We start from the raw sequence: 18811 nt of genomic DNA, 5'->3' as shown, positions 1-18811 counted from the left end.
CAAGGACAATTCTTTTCCAAACTGTTTTTGGAACTAGGTTTTTGAGATCATATTTTATTAGAATTTTTTTTGCATCAGAAAACGTAGATTTGTCACAGTATGTTATTCCAGATGCGATCACAGAAAGATCGTCCCCCACTACATCTGACATTACAAGCGATACGGCTTTGCATCCAAGCGATTCCATCCAGCCTTCCGCCCTTTACTTGGACAGGTGTTTTCTTACACAGTTTATCTCACGAATGTTTGCCCCAGATCTCAACAAGAGACAAGTTGTGAGTTGCTTGTCTTGCAATGATATGCCGTCTGGGAGAGAAACTAGCGAGGATGCACCGCCAGGAGATCAAAAAGATAACCAGATCGGTTGCCCCCAAGAACTTGAGAAATTCAATTATTTTCCTAGCTGCAGTGGTGCTTTTTTTGGTAGGAATTGGGTGACTAGATCTTATTATGGTAAATTTTTTTTTCTTGATCAAAGAACTAGTCGTGTCAGGCATGACCACCAGTCCTCCATGAATACGAGTCAGCGAGTCTACCGTGCTTGCCATCGAGTCTGCCGATTTTCCAATGGCAACCACATAGATTCTACTATACTTACCCAGAGGAATCTTTTTTTTGCCTACATGAAGAGAGTTTTGCTTTACAATCTTTTTCAGTGTAACGTTTGGCATGGCACCAGAAATACCCTGCTCTATTATCGACAGTGCCAATTTTTTGTTGCCAGTTGTTGCAAGACGCTTAAAATTTTTAACAATCATTTATGGCTCATGCACAGATAAGGAAAAGCAGGTGAATTTTTGAATCTTTTCAGTATCAAAGGTCATAACACCAAAATTTAAAAGGAATGCGTATCCTTGTTCCAGTTTTTTTATATATAGTCTACAACAGAGTTACACCATGTGGAAAAACACTGGTTTTAGATCCAAGGGAAGCCTATCGATGTATTTGGGCTTTTAGCAATTGTTACAATCATGATAATTCCTGCCTATGCAGATCAAGTTGTCAAGCCAACAAGCGGCGGAACCATCGATGTTGGTTTTGCAACAGATCCTGCAAGTCCGACCCCCGGGGTTCTACAAATCTTTTGATAAGTTTCATCAACAAATCAACCCATGCAGCACAACAGCACATAGATTACAAAGTATCAGTCATGGAAGGAAGCAATCAGATCTGCGGCACTCCGGTTTTGCATACAGCAGAAGGATCAGTTACCATACCATGCCAATTGCCTGATGCTGCAACATACCAGGTAATAGTTGAGGTAGACGGAATACTTTTCCAGCCAATACCGCCAGAGACTGCAACGTTTACTGTTAATCTCGGTGGAGGAACAACTCCAAATACCAATTCAACAACACCCCCACAGACTAATGGAACTCAAAGCACAGTGATTCCAGCATGGATTAAAAATAATGCAAAGTGGTGGTCGCAGGGACAGCTTGGAGACGACCAATTTATCCAAGGTTTACAATACATGATACAGCATGGAATAATACAGATACCAACACAGTCAGGAGGCTCTACGCCTTCAACAGCACCGCCAATTCCAGCATGGATTAAAACAAATGCAGGCTGGTGGGCGGCAGGACAAATCACTGACGGTGACTTTGTAAAAGGAATACAATGGCTAATCTCAAATGGAATAATTGTAGTTTAGAAAATCATGATTTTCTCTGTGAAATTAACAACATTACATTAGTTACGCAATCCTTAAGCGATGTAATTGCATATGGTGAAACATAATGTCAGGAAATAATCCAGACCTGAGAGATAAGGTAGACCAAGAGCCGTGGCTTTTTCAAAAAGTTGCAGCTTCGTCATACCTGCACTCAAAGAATACCGCAAGCTAGAAGACATCAGAGCGGCAGACGAGTTGCTACGAAAGCAGGTTTTTGACAAACTAGACGAATCAAAAAACAAACTTGAAACATTGAGAAAAGCCATGTCGGACAAGGGCGATTTTACCAGCCTGACTTCCATTGGCGCAATCATTTCTCAGGTACAGCAAATTTCAGGAGAGGTATTTCATTCCCAGCAAGGCTCTGCTGGCATATCACCTAACATAAGAATTGATGAGGGCACATTAAACAAGTTATACGAATACGATTATAATTTTGTCAATAGCGCTGAGCAAATTTCTTCCACAGTTTCTGGATCATTGACTGAATATACTTCAGGCACATCAACTGCGCAAGCAATTGCTGCTAAAATTAGCCCCATGCTTAGACGACTTTAAACACACATGGAAGCAGAGGCTGGAATCTGTTGAAAACATATTGGTGACAAAATAGAAAATGAAAATAATAATAACAAGAAAGGGAAAAAGTGGGCTGTAAATGTTTGGACATAAAAAAGATCCAAATTTTGGCGGAGGTAGCATAGCAGGGTCTACCACAATAGAGTGGGATTCACAATACAAGGAAGGAAACATCATGTGGAAAGTTCCACGCCTCATCAGGCTAAATGACAACATTGTAATCAGAGAAGATGAGATTGCTGTCTTTTTCAGAGATGGAAAGGTTTTGACGTATTTTGACAAGCCAAATAGATACGCCCTTACCGATTTTAATGCGCCAATAGTCGGCGGTCTCTTAAAATTTTTCACAGGAGTGCAGCAGGCAGCAGAAGTCTATTATTTGCAGAACAGGTACATTGATGGAAAATTCGGTTCTGCAGAACCATACCAGTTCGTTGACCCAGTCTTTGGAATAGTAAACTTGAGAATATTTGGAGAATTTAGATGGAAGATATCACAACCTGAGAATTTCATCAACCAGTTCGTTGGAACCTTTGCGGTCCAGACCTCAGATGACATAGAGACAAGGCTCAAGCAACAGATGATTCTTCTTGTGTTCAATGCAATAGGAAAGATGAAAGACAATGGACTGAAAATTACCGACATTGCCACCAATCTTCAAAACATTGAGCAAATAGTACTTGCCAATGCACCAACTAACTTTGGACAATATGGAATAGAGATCAACAAGATATCAGGAATTACAATCAGTCTACCAGAAGAGGTTCAAAAGGCAATTAACACACGATCAGAAATGTCAGTGCTTGGAGTCAACTACATGCAGTACCAAGCAGGTCAAGCAATGACAGACGCTGCAAAGAATCCAGGAGGCGTGGCAGGATTAGGGGCTGGCCTAGGAGTAGGATTTGGAGCAGGCTCTGGAATAGGATATGCCATGGCAGGCCAGATGGGACAAGGAATGTACCAGCCACCAATGAAACAATGCCCCAAATGCAGTATGATGATGCCTGTATCCAACAGTTTCTGTCCAAATTGCGGTTCAAGTCAACAACAGATACAACAGCCAAAACCACAGGAAGGAATTCTATGTCCACAATGTGGTGCTCACATTGCCACCGATTCCAAGTTTTGTTCCAGCTGCGGCAAGCAGTTGAAGACAAGTTAGGAGAAAAATTATGTATTGTATGAAATGCGACACGCAACTTCCAGATGACGCAACTTTTTGCATAAAATGTGGTGCAAAACAACAGCCTCAGGCAGCCCAAGCAGCTCAGGCACCTCAAACACCTCAACCCACTCAGACAACAACAAATCAAGATCAGGACACGATAAAAGAAATAAAATGTCCAAGTTGCGGTGCACCCATTTCTCCAAAATTTGGCGAGATGGTAATAACATGCGAATATTGCGGCAGCAGTGTAACTTTAGAAAATACAGGTTGGAAAAATATTGCAAAACATACAATGCTTCCAATCACAATAACTGACAAGGACGATGCTACCGCCAGACTGAAAAAAATGATGGACCATGGTTTGCTTCACAGACATTTGCAGGAGAGTTCAACTTTGGAGGAGACTCAACCTGACAATGGTTCCTTATTGGATAATTCCTGTTACCGCAAGAACCAACCTTGTTGCAATAGATGTTGCAGCAGAAGTGGGAAGTATAGCTACAACAGCTGCTTTGTTTGGAGTAATGGGTGGAGCCATGGGCGGAGGAGGATTTGGTTCGCAGAGAGGAGGCGGAAATTTTGGCGGGGGCATGATGGATGGCATGCTGATGGGAAGCATGTTGGGCGGCGGTGGAATGATGGGTGGCGGCTCAAATACAAAAAGGGCTTACACAATTGACGCAAACTACAACTGCCCTGTAATTGCACTCAAGGCACTAACAATGTACCAGCCCCATGATTACGAATTTGCACTCGATGGCAGAGTAGATTTTGATTCCAAAAAGATTCCAAAGTCAGTCAAAGTTCTAAACGGCGATATCAACGAGGATGCGGCAAAAAGCCAAGCAAAGGGAATAGCAGACCAGCTGCAATCAAAGAGGGCACACTCTCAGTACCACATGATACAACAGATTGACACTCAGGAAGAGGTATCAAGCGGTGAGCTTTTGCACGTACCAATCTGGTTTGCAAAATATGACCACAAGGGGAAAAAGATAATCCTAGTAATTGATGCAAATTCAGGCGCTGCAATAAACAGCATAGGACTCTAACCTGCTATTTACCGAGAAAATACGTCTTTACCGATTCTAGCGTATCACGAACTGGTTCGACATGGCCAAACTCGTCCATTGTAGTATCATGAATCTCTAGTATCTTTCGCTTGTTATCTGGCTCGTCTTTTAGAAGCACAATCATGTCCTCCAGCCTGTCAGCCAATTTTGGTTGATCTTCCAACTCTACCTGGTTGAGGGCCTGAATGTCATCCTGATCCAAGATATTGCCACGCGGTGTCGCTTTTGAGAGCACACGAATCATGGATTCTACTTTGGAAATTGTTTCATCAGAGTTTTTAGGACTCATTTTCTGGTTATCCTCTGGTTTTTAGATATAAAAATCCACTCCTTTCTTCCCATCTATTTGGCACAACCTGCAAGGTTTTGTTTTCTGTTTTCAGATGCCAGACCAAAGAAGAGTATAATAATAATTGAAAATCTTATTTTTCTATGAATACAGTAAGAATGCCAAAGACGATTAACTATGGCAAAGACGCATTATCAGATACACAATATCCAAAAAATTCCCTAGTTGTTACAACAGCACCTCCCGATGTATCAAAGAAATGGCTTACCAAGATGAATATTCAAGATTACATGCTATATGACAAGGTTGAACCAGAGCCTTCTATTGAAACAGTGAATAGAGTTGTCGCAGAGTTCAAGCCAAAAAATCCATCTGCCATAATTGGTCTTGGCGGTGGAAGCTCACTTGATGTTGCAAAATATGCAGGCATGGAGATGAAGATACCAAAGATACTCATTCCAACAACATTTGGCTACAGGTGCAGAGATGACAACATACTGCGTACTCAAGTTTGAAGGAAAAAAGAAGCTCTTGCAAGATGAAAGATTTCTTGCCGATGTTGCAGTCATTGACTCTTACTTTATGGACGGAACTCCAGAAGCCATAGTCAAAAATTCAGTGTGTGATGCATGTGCTCAGGCAACAGAAGGCTATGACAGCAAGAGAGGAAACGAGTTTACAAAAATGATGTGCAAGTCTGCTTTTGATATTTTGTATGATGCGATAATGAACAACAAGCCAGAAAATTATCCATTTGGCTCCATGCTGTCCGGGATTGGTTTTGGCAATGCATCGACAACACTAGGACATGCATTATCATATGCATTTTCAAACGAAGGAGTGCCACATGGATACTCGCTATCATCTTGCACTACAGTGGCACATAGATTCAACAAGTCGATCTTCTACGACAAATTCAAGGAAGTGATAGAGAAGCTAAAGTTTGACAAACTTGTTCTCAAGGCACCTGTTGATCAAGCTGCAGATGTCATCATGACAGACAAGGGACACCTCGATCCAAATCCACTGCCGGTGACAAAACAGGATGTCATGCAACTCTTGCAAGACATTGTCAACGGCAAAATGTAAGAGAACTACACCCAATTTCATTTCCAATTAAGCTTTTATGGTACCTGTACCATACAAGTAAAAGTTCCAATGCAAGAGATATACAGCACGAGCAATCTCAGGGGGAAAATATTAGAGACATTAAATCAGAGCGGGTTAGAGTCCTCTTGCTATTCGAAGATACTTGATTATACAATAGACCTGTTCCACCAAAAAGGGCTAGGTATTGATTACTATGGATATCACAACATAATCCACGAGCTGGAAGTAACATATGTCACACTCTTGGCAGCACAGTGGCAGAGCCAGCAGAATCTCATTACAAAAGACGATACAAAATATCTTTTTGTCGCAGCCTTGTTCCACGATTACGATCCGCAGAAAAGAATCGACAAACCACACGAGCCAGACGCAGTAAATTTTGTCAAGACTGACAAAACACTTGAGGCGTTACTAAAAGAATCTGACATAGACCCCAACATCATATCAGCCATGATATTGAGAACAACGTATCCTTGGGTAGGAGAAAATAAAGAAAAAGCAGAATTACTAATTGATCATTTTCATTCCGTGTCAGATATTACAAGGGATGATTCGTCAAAGATGGAGCATTACAACAGACTTGGATGGTTTCTTTCAGTATCAGACAGGATTGCCGGTTATGCAATGGGTGATTTCTCATATGCGCTTGAGATGGCAAAAAAGAACGCACATTCTTTGGCATGGCACCCCAATTTGATAGCAATTCGCTCTGTTGCATATTTTGAGGATCTCTTAAACAATGAATCAGAGATGTGCAATCAAATTTTGGGGGCTCTGCCAAGAACTATGCGCAAATCATTTATGGACAACGTATTGGGATTCATGAGGCTTCGTGAAAACGAGATACAAAATCAAGCTGCAGTGATTTACGACAAGGTGCAGCTTGTGCCCACAATTGACCAGATCACAACACGTCAGGGAGATGAATTTATCAACGCACTTTTTGAAATTTTCCAAGAGTTGCCATATCCTCTACAATTTTTGAAGGCAAGTTTTGCAGACTCTGTGCGGGATCCAAAAACATTGCTCAACACATTAAGGATTGGAAACGAGAATGGTCCCGTGGTTGGGTTTGTAAAGGGAAGTTCACTTGAAAACTATAAGCTTCGCTCAGATATTGACGACCCACACTTTGGAAAAAATGATACTGTATTTTTGGAGCCCATTGCACTGAAAATGGGATACTGGGGATTGAAGGGCGGGCGCGAGATGCGCCAGTTGTTTTTGATGCAGTCCCAATCCAAAGGATACAAGTATCTTGCAAGCTTTGCCCTAAGGGACGTAATACAGGAAAGGAAAAAGCGTAACGAGAAAATTGAGTTTGTGAGGCAGTTTGATCCTGAAAGATGGGATTACTATAGGGTTAAGCTGTAAAATTTGTCTACAATCTAGCAGCCTGCCAGATTTTACTGCCACTTTATCGCTTCAAACGACGATTACCGCTTCCCTTACTAAACTTAAATACCGCTTTCAAATGAACAAATTGCGACAGGGTTTCGGATAAAATATGATCAAGTTTGGAATTCAACAGGGGTTGAATGTTGCCCGTCTCGGGTTAACAGAGGATCAAATCTTAACAGCTTGCGTTTTGGCTGATAAGGTAGGGTACGATTCGATTTGGTACATGGACCACAGCAATGTCCCGCAATGGAATCATGCAATTGTAAATGACCCATGGGTCATGCTCTCTGCAATAGCTGCCATTACAAACAAAGTGGAGCTTGGAACTTGTGTCACAGATGCAGTAAGACGACATCCATCAAATATTGCGCTAGCCAGCATTACACTTGACAGAGTATCACATGGAAGAGGCACGCTTGGCATCGGTGCAGGTGAGGCCCAAAACATCAAAGAGTTCAAGATACAGTGGGACAAGCCAGTTGGAAGGTTCGAAGAACAGCTTCAAGTGATTAAATTACTTTTTGAGTCATCGCCTGATCATCGGGTAAGTTTCAAGGGAGAGTATTACGAACTTGACAATGCATGCCTGCAGGCAGCTCCGATTAGAAAACCACATCCCCCCAATATACATGGCAGCAGGTGCACCAAGGACGCTTGCACTGTGCGGAAAATATGGTGATGGCTGGATTCCAATAGGATACACCCCAGAACTTTACGAGGAGCATGTCAAATCAATCAAGCAATCCATGAAGGAAAATGGAAGAGATGATTCAAAATTCCAGTTCGGTGTAGATATCGATGTTTACTTTGCAGACGATACAGAAGTTGCATGGGCCAAGATGAAAAATGCAGTAAAGGTCAGCTTGTTCAAGCCCGAAGTGCTCAAGGTGCACGGAATTGAAGATGTTGCAGGCTTTGACTTTAAGAAATATTTCACGGAATATTCCATGTCAAATCAAGAATGGATAGTAAAGATGAGAGAGGCCGCTCAGACAATTCCAGACAAGGTAGCACGCTCATCAATTGGCATTGGCACTCCAGACGACATTATACCAGTCTTTGAGAGATTCATAAAAGCAGGAGTCAACCACTTTATTGTGAGATTCTGGGGTTCAGGATACTTTGGCTCAATAGACAAGTTTGGCTCTACAGTACTGCCGATACTTTAAAGACCAAAACAACCCAAGAAAATAATAAATTATTTTTCCTAAAGATATCGAAATATAGTCATCTTGTCAGAATTTGGAAGATCAGAGACTAGCGCAAAGTTGTACAGTGGATATGATTTTTTGTAGTTTTTCATAAAGCTCCATGCTACATCATGTGTCTTAAATTCAGTTCTCATGCCCTCAATCTTGAACTCTTGCCCGAAAAGATCAAAGACCTTGACAAAATAGTGCTGTGGTTTTTTGTGAGGTTTTGCCTTGAGCAGCCATGCAACTGCAAATACAAAGACTGCAAGCATTATCAGTGCAGCGCCAACTTCTTTGAGATGCACCCAAAATATGGTTGGAATTGTATCCCCAAACAGACGGTACACAAAACTTGAAAATGCGGCAACTGCAGTGCCAATTATCATAAATGTCCCAAAAGTAGATCCACGGCTGCCAGATCTCATATGTTACGGTATACTCACCCTAATTTAACCATTAAAGCATACGCAAAAATAACAACAAGTAGAATCACTGATCCATGCAGTTACTTGGAAGACTGGAGATAAAATCAAGAGAGAAGATAATCGAATTTCTAAACAGCCAGGAAACTGGTCGTGTTTGCAGCATAGACAAGGACGGATACCCGCAGATAATACCGATGAATTTTGTCTACGCAAAAGACGCAGTATACATGCACTCTCACGTCAAAGGAGAGAAACTTGAAAACATTACAAGAAACCCAAAGGTCGGCTTTGAAGTCGACCACAGTCTAGAGTTTCTGCCGTCATACTTTAGCCACCCAACAGATGCATCGCAGGCAGACACGTTTTACATAAGTGTCGTGATAAAGGGGCGCGGGAGCATAGTCTCAGACAGGGCTGAAAAAGTGTTTGCGCTAAACTCGCTTATGGAAAAGTACCAGCCAGAAGGAAAATATGAAAAGATAACACCTGAGATGCACGTGGTAGATGAGGTTGCCATCATCAAAGTAGTGCCAGAAACAATGCGCGGCAAATACAAGATAGGGCAGCACCTGGACAAAAAAACAAGACTTACGCTTGCAAAGCTCATCCTTGAAAGAAACACTCCCACTGCCAAAGATACAGTCAAAACAATGGGCATAAAGCAGACAAGAGACGGCCTTGACATATCAGAAGACCCGCTCTGGTAGGAATACAACTAGCACGGAAAATACATGCAAACACCCAGTTAGTGATTAAAGCAACTCAAAGTTTTAGTTAGGAATAGACACAAACAAGTACAATCTTGCTTGAAAATCCCACCTTTGAGATAGTATCAGACTATACCCCTACAGGGGACCAGCCCCAGGCAATAGATGCGCTAGCAGAAGGGATCAGAAAGAAAAAGATCCAGACCCTGCTTGGTGTTACAGGAAGCGGCAAGACATTTACAGTTGCAAACGCCATACAAAGGACTGGAAAAAATACGCTTGTCATATCGCACAACAAGACGCTTGCCGCTCAACTTTACTCTGAGCTAAAACAGTTTTTCCCAAAAAACAATGTCGGGTATTTTGTAAGCTATTACGATTACTATCAGCCCGAGAGCTATATACCACAGACTGATACCTACATTGAAAAAGACACCCAGATAAACGAAAAAATTGAAAAAATGAGGCTAGAGGCAACTGCCATGCTCCTTTCAGGGGAGCCAACCATAGTTGTTGCCACCGTCTCATGCATTTACTCACTTGGCTCACCTCGCGAGTGGGAGCTGATGTCAATTACAATAGAAAAAGACTCTGAGATTGGCAGAACATCTTTGATCAAAAAACTAGTCAATGCAAGATACGACAGAAATGATACGGAGTTATTGCCTGGCAGATTCAGAATAAAGGGCGATACAATTGACATCATTCCGGCATATTCTGATTCTGTTGTAAGAATTTCCATGTTCGGAGACGATGTTGAAAAGATATCAATCTGTGATCCTGTATCTCTTGCAGAAAAAAAACAAGTCTCGCAAATCAAGATTTATCCTGCAAAACACTATCTTGTTGCAGCAGATGTCAGAAAAAAGGCAGTCGAGTCTATAAGAAATGAACTAAAAGAAAGACTGCCACAGTTGCGCGAGCTTGAAAGACAGCGACTTGAGATGAGAACAAAATATGATTTAGAAATGATCGAAGAGCTTGGATATTGTTCTGGAATTGAAAACTATTCAAGACATTTTGACGGCAGACATTGAAGGCGAGCCTCCGTTTTGCCTTCTTGACTTTTTTGGCGATGACTTTTTGCTAGTAGTTGATGAATCACATGTCACCTTGCCGCAGTTGCACGGAATGTACAACGGTGACCATACGCGCAAAAAATCTCTAATTGATTACGGATTCAGACTTGTCAGCGCTTTTGACAACAGGCCTCTAAAGTTTGAAGAATTTGAAAAATATGAAAAAAACACAATCTTTGTCTCTGCAACACCTGGAGAGTATGAACGCAAGAAAAGTTTTCAGATAGTAGAACAGCTAGTCAGGCCAACAGGTCTTGTAGACCCAACAGTAGAGGTAAGAAAGACCGAAGGGCAGATGGATGACTTGATTTTGGAAATTAAAAAACGCGTTGACAGAAATCAGCGCGTGCTTGTCACTACACTGACAAAACGAATGGCAGAGGACCTGGCAGAGTATCTGTCTAAAAACAAGGTCAAGGTAAGATACCTCCATTCGGAGATTGAAAACCTCCAGAGAACTGAGATAATAAGGCAGCTAAGGCTTGGCGAATTTGATGTTCTAGTGGCATAAACCTCTTGCGAGAGGGCCTTGACATACCTGAGGTGTCCCTTGTTGCCATACTTGATGCAGACAAGGAAGGCTTTCTGAGAAACATTACCAGCCTCATTCAGACATTTGGCAGGGCAGCAAGAAACGTAGACGGTTCCGTGATAATGTATGCAAGCAAGATCACCCAATCGATGAAGCTTGCCATGGCAGAGACAGAAAGAAGAAAGAGCAGGCAGCTAGAATACAACAAAAAGATGGGAATCACGCCTGCCACCATCGTAAAGGCAATACCTTCTCAGACAATAGTACTCGAAGAGACAAAGCACATGTCAAAGCATGACTTGCAGACTCTTGCAATTGAGATAGAGGCAACCATGAAGCGCTATGCCGAGGATCTGGACTTTGAAAACGCTATTGAATACCGTGATAAACTGACCAAAATACAGAGACAGTTAAGAAATGAATGACAAACTCATCATCAGAGGTGCAAGGGAGCACAATTTAAAAAACATCAATGTTGACATTCCAAAAAATAAACTTGTTGTAATTACTGGCCTATCAGGCTCTGGAAAATCAACGCTTGCATTTGATACAATATATGCAGAAGGACAGAGAAGATATGTCGAGTCATTGTCAGCTTATGCAAGGCAATTCCTTGAGATGATGAACAAGCCCGATGTTGATTCAATCGAGGGGTTATCACCTGCAATATCAATCCAGCAAAAAACCACAAGCAAAAACCCAAGGTCTACTGTTGGGACAATAACAGAGATTTACGATTATCTCAGATTACTGTATGCAAGAATTGGAACTCCCCACTGTCCAAGATGCGCGCGCAAGATATCAAACCAGTCAATAGAATCAATCTGCGAATCAATCCTCAAAGAATCAGAAGGAAAAAAAATAATGGTTCTAGCACCGCTTGTTAGAAGAAAGAAAGGAACGTATGAAAAAATATTCGACGATGTAAAAAAACAAGGATATTCTAGAATTCGAGTAGATGGGGAAATAATAGAGATTACAGGCGAGTTTCCAGTACTTGACAACAAAAGTGGCACAATATAGAAATTGTAGTTGACAGGCTCAAGGCAACTTGGGAGGAGAAAAGCAGGCTCTACGAATCAATCCAGACTGCACTAAAGGCAGGAAAAGGGGATGTCATGGTCGTAGATGTCCAAGAAAAAGTCTACTCTCAGAACAACGCATGCCCATTTTGTGGAATATCAATAGGCGAGCTTGAGCCAAGAGGATTTTCGTTCAACTCGCCGTTTGGCGCATGCAAGACATGCCACGGACTGGGCGTCAAGATGGAGTTTGAGCCTGACTTGCTAATTCCTGACAAGACAAAATCCATTCTGGATGGGGCCATAGTTCCATGGTCAGGCAGGTTTTCGTCATTTAGGAGGCAGACTCTGCGAGATGTTGGAAAAAAATACGGCTTTGACCTAATGACTCCAATTAACAAAATGTCGCAAAAGCAACTTGATATCATCCTGTATGGAAGCCAGGAGGCTGTCAAGTTTTCATATGAATCGCAGTCAACTGATTCAAGATGGGAGTATACCAACACTTTTCATGGCGTAATACCAAGCTTGCAGAAAAATTTTGCAGAGACAGATTCTGAATCAAAAAGAGAAGATCTGAGCAGGTTCATGCGAGAAACCCCGTGCAACACATGCAAGGGAAGAAGGTTAAAGGACGAATCGCTTGCAGTAGAGATTAACTCATTGTCCATAATGGATGTCTGTGATTTATCAATTGATTCGTGTTACGAGTTTTTCAAAAATCTCCAGCTAAGCGAGACTGAAAAATATATTGCAAAATCAATTCTAAAAGAGGTTTTATCAAGACTTGAATTTCTAAGAAATGTTGGGCTGAACTATCTTACGCTAAACAGGGTAAGCTCCACCCTATCAGGTGGAGAGGCACAAAGAATCAGGCTTGCAACCCAGATTGGCTCAAACCTAACAGGCGTACTTTATGTGCTTGACGAGCCAACAATCGGGCTTCACCAAAGAGACAATGCAAAACTCATCAAGACCCTGACAAAGCTTCGAGACCTTGGAAATACAATACTTGTCGTAGAGCACGATGAGGAAGTGATGCGAAGCTCTGACTGGATAATTGACTTGGGGCCTGGCGCAGGTGTGCATGGAGGAAATGTGGTCTTTGAGGGAACAATACATGACATTTTGAAAAGTTCGGAATCTGTAACAGGGCAGTATCTTAAAAATCACGATGCAATAAAATTTGAAAAAAGAGCGTCTGCAAAAAAAGGCGAGATCATTGTAAAAGGTGCAGCAGAGAACAACCTCAAGGGAATAGACGTCTCGTTTCCCCTGGGGATGATGATTACTGTAACAGGCGTATCAGGCTCTGGAAAATCCACGCTTGTAAACGACATACTCTACAAGGCACTTGCCAAAGACATCTACGGCTCCATTGAGAGGCCCGGAAGGCACAAGGCAATAGCAGGACTAGACGAGATTGACAAAGTAATAGGAATAGACCAGTCCCCAATAGGACGCACCCCCCGCTCAAATCCTGCCACATACATTGGCGCGTTCACGCCAATCAGGGAATTGTATGCAGAGACTGAACTATCAAAAGAGAGAGGATATGCACCAGGGCAGTTTTCGTTCAATGTGGCAGACGGCAGATGTTTTGCCTGCGAAGGAGACGGGGTCAAAAAAATAGAGATGCAGTTTCTGTCAGACGTATATGTTGTATGCGATGAATGCAAGGGAAAAAGATACAACTCTGAAACACTTGCGGTTCACTACAAAGACAAGAACATTTCAGATATACTTTCAATGACAGTTGAAGAGGCATTAGAGTTTTTCAAAAACATTCCCTCAATCCAGAGAAAACTCCAGACAGTTTTTGATGTGGATTAGGATACATCAAGCTTGGCCAAGCTGCTACAACGCTTTCAGGTGGCGAGGCCCAAGCGTGTCAAGCTTGCGTCCGAACTTTCAAAGCGAGATACCGGAAGAACGGTATACATACTAGACGAGCCAACAACTGGATTGCATTTTGCCGATGTTCAGAGATTGCTTGAAGTGCTAAACCGCTTGGTAAAGCTTGGAAATACCATCATAATCATAGAACACAACATGGATGTTATCAAAAATTCAGACTGGATAATCGACTTGGGTCCTGAAGGCGGAGACGGAGGCGGCACAATTGTTACAACCGGAACTCCGCAACAAGTTTCTCAGAATCCAAGAAGCTACACAGGACAGTACCTAAAGCGAATCTTGAAAAATGGCACTTGATATTTCGTCGCTGAACATTCCGTCACACTCTGGCATCTACATCATGAAAGATGGCAAAAATGGCATACTGTACATAGGAAAGGCAAAGAACCTGAAGAACCGTGTCAGGTCGTATTTTGTCAAAAACCAGAACTACAAGACCCAGAAACTTGTTGAAAAAATAAGAGACATTGAATTTGTCCTAACTGACAATGAGGAGGAGGCGTTCTTGCTTGAATCCAACATGATCAAGCGCTACAGGCCACCCTACAATATCGAGCTAAAAGACCAGCAGCGATACACGTACCTTAGGATTACAAACGAAGAGTTTCCTCGCCTCATGGTGGCAAGAAGGACAAGGACTGGAGAATTCCTTGGCAAGGGGCATGTATACGGTCCATTTACCCATGGAAGCTCAAAGATGCTCTCAATCGGACTTTTAAGAAAAACGTTTAAGATCAGAATATGCAAGAGGCTGCCAAAAGAGGCATGTCTAGAGTATCACCTTGGCAACTGTGAGGCGCCATGCCAGTTCAAGGACGCGCAAAAAAAATACCCGAACACGTTTCAGAGCTTGAATCTATTCTCAAAGGAAGACGAAGACTGGGAGATTTTGTTGAAAAACTAGAATCTGAGATGAAAGACGCGTCATCCAATTTACAGTATGAAAGAGCAAAGGAGATTCGCGAAACCCTGCAGAGACTCCAAAATCTCAAGACAAGACAAAAAATGGAAACAATTGGAGGCGCAGACGAGGAATATTTTGGAATCAAGGTGCAGGACCAGACTGCGCATGTCATGAGTTTTAGGCAGACTCGTGGTGTGATAAAAGACAGGAACACTTTTTCATTTGATCTTGTGGCAGACAATTCATTTTCAAGTTTTCTGTCGCAGTACTATTCCTCAAATCCGATTCCAAAGTATATAGTGACAAACCAGATGCCTGCTGAAAAAGAGATTCTTGAAGAAATATTTTCCCGCACTGGAGGATTCAAGGTAAACATCATTATACCAACAGGCGGAAAACGAAAAGACATGATAAAACTTGTAATGAAAAACATTGATCTCTTGCTGTCAAAGGGCGCAGACCCTGCAGTGGTTGAGCTGCAAGAGAAATTGAATCTTGAACACATTCCAAGAACCATAGAATGTTTTGATATCTCAAACCATGGCGCAGACTATGCGGTGGGCTCAATGTCGTGCCTTGTTGACGGCAAGCCATCAAAATCAGGATATAGAAAATTTAGAATAAAAACAGTACAGGGAAGAGATGACTTTGCAATGATAAACGAGGTGGTAAAAAGAAGATACCTGAGATTGCGGCAGGAAAAATCAAAGATGCCTGACTTGATACTCATAGACGGCGGCAAGGGTCAGCTAAATGCTGCACAAGACGCGCTAAAAACTGCAGGTGTCAGCATACCTATCATTTCACTTGCCAAAGAAAATGAAGAAATTTACCACCCAAACCTAAAAAGCCCAATTGTCTTGCCAAAAAACAATTCTGCGCTAAAGGTTCTCCAGTATGCAAGAGACGAGGCACATAGATTTGGCGTTGCATACAACAGGACATTGAGAAAGTTTTCTTCAGATTAGTTTGTTTAAACCAGACAAGAATTATCTAAAATACACACTTGGGGTTTCATTCAATAAATGGAATTTCTTGCAGATCACGCGAAGACCCTGATAGGCCAGGAATTACTGCCATAGTTATCGACGATGACGTATTGACACGGTCTCCGTTCTTTGTGAATTTTTAAAGATAAAAGGCATCAATGTACTTGGAAAAGGATACGACGGAGCAACGGCAGTCAAGATTTACAAAAAACTAGAGCCAGACGTAGTATTCTTGGATGTCATGATGGAAAACCCCGACGGATTTTACACTCTAGGAAAAATAAGAGAGATGCAGCCAGATGCCATTGTCATATTGATAACAGCTGACGCAACAGAGGAGACTAGGAAAAAACTGTTAAAGCTTGACGCATCTGCCATAATTTACAAGCCTTATGATATCAACGAGGTAGTTTCTGAGACAAACAGACTGGTTCTCAAAGTAAAAGAGAAACTGCTCGATGAGATTGCAGTAAAAAATGCCCGACTCCAAGAGATAAACACAATACTGAAGAATCTTTTGGAGAGATCAAAAAACAATTCAATTCACAATCCCCAATATTTTAATAAAAAAAATATGAATTAATTGGAGTTTGCGATTTTAGGATTTATATTTAAAAATAATCATCTAGTGCATTTTCAGTCAGTGGTTGTGCATCATAACCCATCTTGACCAAATCTGACGCAAACTCTTCTACAAATCCGTGTACGGTGTAGACTTTTTCGGGATTGCATTGTTTTACAAGCTGTACAAGCTCGTTGTAATCGCAATGGTCACTGAGCGGTATGGTATAATCATGCTGTCGCGCAAATGCAAACCTTGGAGATTGTGCCCATCCGCTAAAGCCAATTGTTATTGCGTCATATTTTGATTTCATGTGCTGCACAAAGATATTCTTGCCGCTCATGTTTGGCGCAATCATAAGCCATGGTTTTTTGTCCAAAAGCCCCGCACTCTCTGCCTGCGAATGCCCAAGAGAATCAGGCAGGTCTACGCCAAACCTTCTGTAGACATCATTTACTTTTTTTACAGAATCGTGGTAGTATGGCGCCCAGTGTGAAAACAAGTATGACAGAATCTGGGCTTTTCCAAGCTCATAGCCCAAGAGAATGACTGGTTTTCCCCTAGAGTACATGTCAGATATGATTTCATTGACGCGCCTGACTGTTTCTTCCACTTGAGGAAACACATATTCTGGCATCCCAAATGTGCACTCTGTTATCAGAACCTTGCATCGTGGTACCTGTGCGCCCTTCATGAATGCGCGCCCTCGTGTGCTAATGTCTCCAGTATAGAAGATGCCATCGCCAAACAAGAGCCCTTTTGCTCCAAGAATGTGGCCTGCGTCAATTAGTGAAAAATTCTCATACTCTTCAGTATAGTTCTCAATAGAATATCCCCGCATTTTTGCAATCTCGCTTGTCTGCTGTGATGTCAGGACCAGCCCCCCGCTCTGCCTGTGAAGGTGGTCTATATGAGCATGGGACACAAATGTTATGCCGTCACCTGTTCCTTTTTTTGGATCAAGGTGTATCTTGGTGCCGTCTTGGCCTGATACAAAAATACCATTAGATGTCATCTTTACGACTTGTCTCAAATTGAGATTTCGAGGAATTGCATCTGATATAAATTGCAAGATTGATCCAGTGCAACACCTGATCTAAAGCGATTCAAACACGATCTTTTTTGATCTTAGAGAAGATGTTTATTTATGTAAAGACTGGATCATGATATAATGAAAAATCTTGCAATCCTGATTTCAGGGCGCGGCTCTAACATGGAGGCAATACTGCGCGCAGTCAAAAAGAAAAAGATTCCAGTTCATCCTGCAGTTGTGATATCAAACAAGCCTAACGCCAGGAGGACTGAAGATTGCGCAAAAACTTGGAGTCAAGACTGTAACAGTTGACAGCTCAGGACTCAAGGGAGGCAGCTGGGAGTATGACAAAAAACTAGTATCAGTACTTGAAGAAAACAATGTCGCTCCAAAAAATGGCCTAATCTGCCTTGCAGGATTTATGAGAATAATGAGTCCAGAATTTATCAGCATTACAAGGGAAGGATCATCAACATACATCCGGCAATCCTGCCTGCATTTCCAGGACTGCATTCACAGAGGCAGGCAATTGAATATGGCGTAAAATATTCAGGGTGTACAGTGCATTTTGTTGACGAGGGAGTCGATACAGGCCCCATAATTTTGCAATCAATAGTCAAGGTAAAAGACGATGATACAGAAGAGAGTCTCTCAAAGAGAATACTCAAGCAAGAGCACGAAATTTATCCCAAGGCAGTCAGACTTGTTGCAGAAGGCAAGATAAAGACAAGTGGCAGAAAAGTTGTTCTGCGCTAGGCAAGTATAGTATCTTTCAGGTTTTAATTTGTCAGCAGGATTTGTATAAAAAATATCAACGAGGAGTGGCAGATATTTCGTTTGATTTCTGTGATTCCCCAACAGAGTTTACTGCAGTCACGTAATAGTAGTAGGTTGCACCGTTGACAAGTGCGACATTTGTATACTGCAAGACGTTAGGCGAGACAGAGTAAACAAACGTCTCGTCTCCAGGTGATGCACCGCCATAGATGTTGTACTTTGTTATCGGAGAGCCGCCGGTCAGAGAAGATGCCTGCCACATGAGCAATATTTGCTTGTTTGATGCAATTGCTACTAGGCTTTGCGGTCGATGATGGTACTGTTGCAGGTGCGGTTACTGAGACCTCGCCTGTTGGTACAGATTCTCCGT

Annotated in this window: 14 protein-coding genes and 6 pseudogenes; 14 read left to right on the top strand and 6 right to left on the bottom strand. The window is 42.0% G+C overall.

Annotated features, from left to right (window positions below; genetic code table 11):
- Positions 1 to 70 precede the first annotated feature (70 nt).
- Both DYY67_RS10355 and DYY67_RS01070 read right to left on the bottom strand, forming a co-directional pair.
- Positions 71 to 295 (bottom strand): annotated as a pseudogene (locus DYY67_RS10355) (DUF4147 domain-containing protein); the annotation flags it as partial.
- Positions 237 to 758 (bottom strand): DUF4147 domain-containing protein, encoded by a 522-nt coding sequence (locus DYY67_RS01070; protein ID WP_166389980.1) that lies wholly within the window; start codon positions 756 to 758, stop codon positions 237 to 239. The pseudogene DYY67_RS10355 and the gene DYY67_RS01070, both read right to left, overlap by 59 nt.
- Before the next feature lie 326 nt (positions 759 to 1084).
- Here DYY67_RS01070 and DYY67_RS01065 point away from each other — a divergent pair, with 326 nt between their 5' ends.
- The 4 genes from DYY67_RS01065 (at position 1085) to DYY67_RS10350 (ending at position 4480) form a co-directional block, all read left to right on the top strand.
- Positions 1085 to 1657: a hypothetical protein gene (locus tag DYY67_RS01065; protein WP_166389978.1), complete on the top strand. Its 573-nt coding sequence runs from the start codon at positions 1085 to 1087 to the stop codon at positions 1655 to 1657.
- 132 nt (positions 1658 to 1789) lie between these two features.
- Entirely contained in the window at positions 1790 to 2236 is a 447-nt protein-coding gene (locus DYY67_RS01060; protein WP_166389976.1) for a hypothetical protein, read from the top strand.
- A gap of 100 nt (positions 2237 to 2336) precedes the next feature.
- On the top strand, positions 2337 to 3422 hold the full coding sequence (locus DYY67_RS01055) for an SPFH domain-containing protein (protein WP_166389974.1): 1086 nt from the start codon (positions 2337 to 2339) through the stop codon (positions 3420 to 3422).
- 362 nt (positions 3423 to 3784) lie between these two features.
- On the top strand, positions 3785 to 4480 hold the full coding sequence (locus DYY67_RS10350; protein WP_255492598.1) for a hypothetical protein: 696 nt from the start codon (positions 3785 to 3787) through the stop codon (positions 4478 to 4480).
- 4 nt (positions 4481 to 4484) lie between these two features.
- Here the strand turns inward: DYY67_RS10350 and DYY67_RS01040 are convergent, their stop codons facing one another.
- Positions 4485 to 4790 carry a hypothetical protein gene (locus DYY67_RS01040; protein WP_166389968.1) on the bottom strand — a complete coding sequence of 102 codons (306 nt, stop codon included), beginning with the start codon at positions 4788 to 4790 and terminating at the stop codon, positions 4485 to 4487.
- Between the two features lie 143 nt (positions 4791 to 4933).
- Between DYY67_RS01040 and DYY67_RS01035 the strand changes: the two are divergent.
- The 3 genes and pseudogenes from DYY67_RS01035 (at position 4934) to DYY67_RS01025 (ending at position 8470) form a co-directional block, all read left to right on the top strand.
- Positions 4934 to 5879, top strand: a pseudogene (locus DYY67_RS01035) (iron-containing alcohol dehydrogenase).
- Between the two features lie 69 nt (positions 5880 to 5948).
- Entirely contained in the window at positions 5949 to 7274 is a 1326-nt protein-coding gene (locus DYY67_RS01030) for an HD domain-containing protein (RefSeq protein ID WP_166389966.1), read from the top strand.
- Between the two features lie 133 nt (positions 7275 to 7407).
- Positions 7408 to 8470, top strand: a pseudogene (locus DYY67_RS01025) (LLM class flavin-dependent oxidoreductase).
- A gap of 38 nt (positions 8471 to 8508) precedes the next feature.
- Here DYY67_RS01025 and DYY67_RS01020 read toward each other — a convergent pair.
- A complete protein-coding gene (locus tag DYY67_RS01020; protein ID WP_166389964.1) occupies positions 8509 to 8919 on the bottom strand; it encodes a hypothetical protein in 411 nt (136 codons plus the stop codon).
- Between the two features lie 74 nt (positions 8920 to 8993).
- On the opposite strand from DYY67_RS01020, the gene DYY67_RS01015 reads away from it, so the two are divergent.
- From DYY67_RS01015 to DYY67_RS00995, 6 genes and pseudogenes are all read left to right on the top strand, one after another.
- Positions 8994 to 9626, top strand: a complete 633-nt coding sequence (locus DYY67_RS01015; RefSeq protein ID WP_166389962.1) for a pyridoxamine 5'-phosphate oxidase family protein — start codon at positions 8994 to 8996, stop codon at positions 9624 to 9626.
- A 95-nt stretch (positions 9627 to 9721) separates the two neighbouring features.
- Positions 9722 to 11662, top strand: a pseudogene (gene uvrB / locus DYY67_RS01010) (excinuclease ABC subunit UvrB).
- Positions 11655 to 14473, top strand: a pseudogene (uvrA, locus tag DYY67_RS01005) (excinuclease ABC subunit UvrA). Before uvrB ends, uvrA begins: the two co-directional pseudogenes overlap by 8 nt.
- A complete protein-coding gene (locus tag DYY67_RS10345; protein ID WP_255492594.1) occupies positions 14463 to 15080 on the top strand; it encodes a GIY-YIG nuclease family protein in 618 nt (205 codons plus the stop codon). Before uvrA ends, DYY67_RS10345 begins: the two are co-directional and overlap by 11 nt.
- Positions 14978 to 16048, top strand: a complete 1071-nt coding sequence (locus DYY67_RS01000) for a UvrB/UvrC motif-containing protein (protein ID WP_255492588.1) — start codon at positions 14978 to 14980, stop codon at positions 16046 to 16048. Before DYY67_RS10345 ends, DYY67_RS01000 begins: the two co-directional genes overlap by 103 nt.
- A 130-nt stretch (positions 16049 to 16178) precedes the next feature.
- Positions 16179 to 16652 (top strand): response regulator, encoded by a 474-nt coding sequence (locus DYY67_RS00995; protein WP_320415906.1) that lies wholly within the window; start codon positions 16179 to 16181, stop codon positions 16650 to 16652.
- A gap of 28 nt (positions 16653 to 16680) precedes the next feature.
- On the opposite strand, the gene DYY67_RS00990 is transcribed toward DYY67_RS00995, so the two are convergent.
- Complete coding sequence (locus DYY67_RS00990; protein ID WP_166389960.1) at positions 16681 to 17646, bottom strand: MBL fold metallo-hydrolase RNA specificity domain-containing protein; 966 nt, start codon at positions 17644 to 17646, stop codon at positions 16681 to 16683.
- Positions 17647 to 17802: 156 nt separating this feature from the next.
- On the opposite strand from DYY67_RS00990, the pseudogene purN reads away from it, so the two are divergent.
- Positions 17803 to 18420, top strand: a pseudogene (purN, locus tag DYY67_RS00985) (phosphoribosylglycinamide formyltransferase).
- Between the two features lie 55 nt (positions 18421 to 18475).
- On the opposite strand, the gene DYY67_RS00980 reads toward purN, so the two are convergent.
- On the bottom strand, positions 18476 to 18703 hold the full coding sequence (locus DYY67_RS00980; protein ID WP_255492587.1) for a fibronectin type III domain-containing protein: 228 nt from the start codon (positions 18701 to 18703) through the stop codon (positions 18476 to 18478).
- Between the last annotated feature and the right edge of the window lie 108 nt (positions 18704 to 18811).

Origin of the sequence: Candidatus Nitrosotalea sp. TS, assembly GCF_011319465.1 — an archaeon.
Classification (GTDB): domain Archaea; phylum Thermoproteota; class Nitrososphaeria; order Nitrososphaerales; family Nitrosopumilaceae; genus Nitrosotalea.
The sequence above is the reverse complement of the archived record's forward strand: the minus strand, read 5'-3'. Positions and strand labels throughout refer to the sequence as shown.

What these genes read in the sequence shown, in the direction of transcription:
- DYY67_RS00980 (WP_255492587.1), bottom strand. Translation starts at nt 18,703, where the DNA reads ATGTGGCAGGCATCTTCTCTGACCGGCGGCTCTCCGATAACAAAGTAC.
- DYY67_RS00990 (WP_166389960.1), bottom strand. Translation starts at nt 17,646, where the DNA reads ATGACATCTAATGGTATTTTTGTATCAGGCCAAGACGGCACCAAGATA.
- DYY67_RS01020 (WP_166389964.1), bottom strand. Translation starts at nt 8,919, where the DNA reads ATGAGATCTGGCAGCCGTGGATCTACTTTTGGGACATTTATGATAATT.
- DYY67_RS01030 (WP_166389966.1), top strand. Translation starts at nt 5,949, where the DNA reads ATGCAAGAGATATACAGCACGAGCAATCTCAGGGGGAAAATATTAGAG.
- DYY67_RS10345 (WP_255492594.1), top strand. Translation starts at nt 14,463, where the DNA reads ATGGCACTTGATATTTCGTCGCTGAACATTCCGTCACACTCTGGCATC.
- DYY67_RS01055 (WP_166389974.1), top strand. Translation starts at nt 2,337, where the DNA reads ATGTTTGGACATAAAAAAGATCCAAATTTTGGCGGAGGTAGCATAGCA.
- DYY67_RS01015 (WP_166389962.1), top strand. Translation starts at nt 8,994, where the DNA reads ATGCAGTTACTTGGAAGACTGGAGATAAAATCAAGAGAGAAGATAATC.
- DYY67_RS01040 (WP_166389968.1), bottom strand. Translation starts at nt 4,790, where the DNA reads ATGAGTCCTAAAAACTCTGATGAAACAATTTCCAAAGTAGAATCCATG.
- DYY67_RS01000 (WP_255492588.1), top strand. Translation starts at nt 14,978, where the DNA reads ATGCCAGTTCAAGGACGCGCAAAAAAAATACCCGAACACGTTTCAGAG.
- DYY67_RS10350 (WP_255492598.1), top strand. Translation starts at nt 3,785, where the DNA reads ATGGTTTGCTTCACAGACATTTGCAGGAGAGTTCAACTTTGGAGGAGA.
- DYY67_RS01070 (WP_166389980.1), bottom strand. Translation starts at nt 758, where the DNA reads ATGATTGTTAAAAATTTTAAGCGTCTTGCAACAACTGGCAACAAAAAA.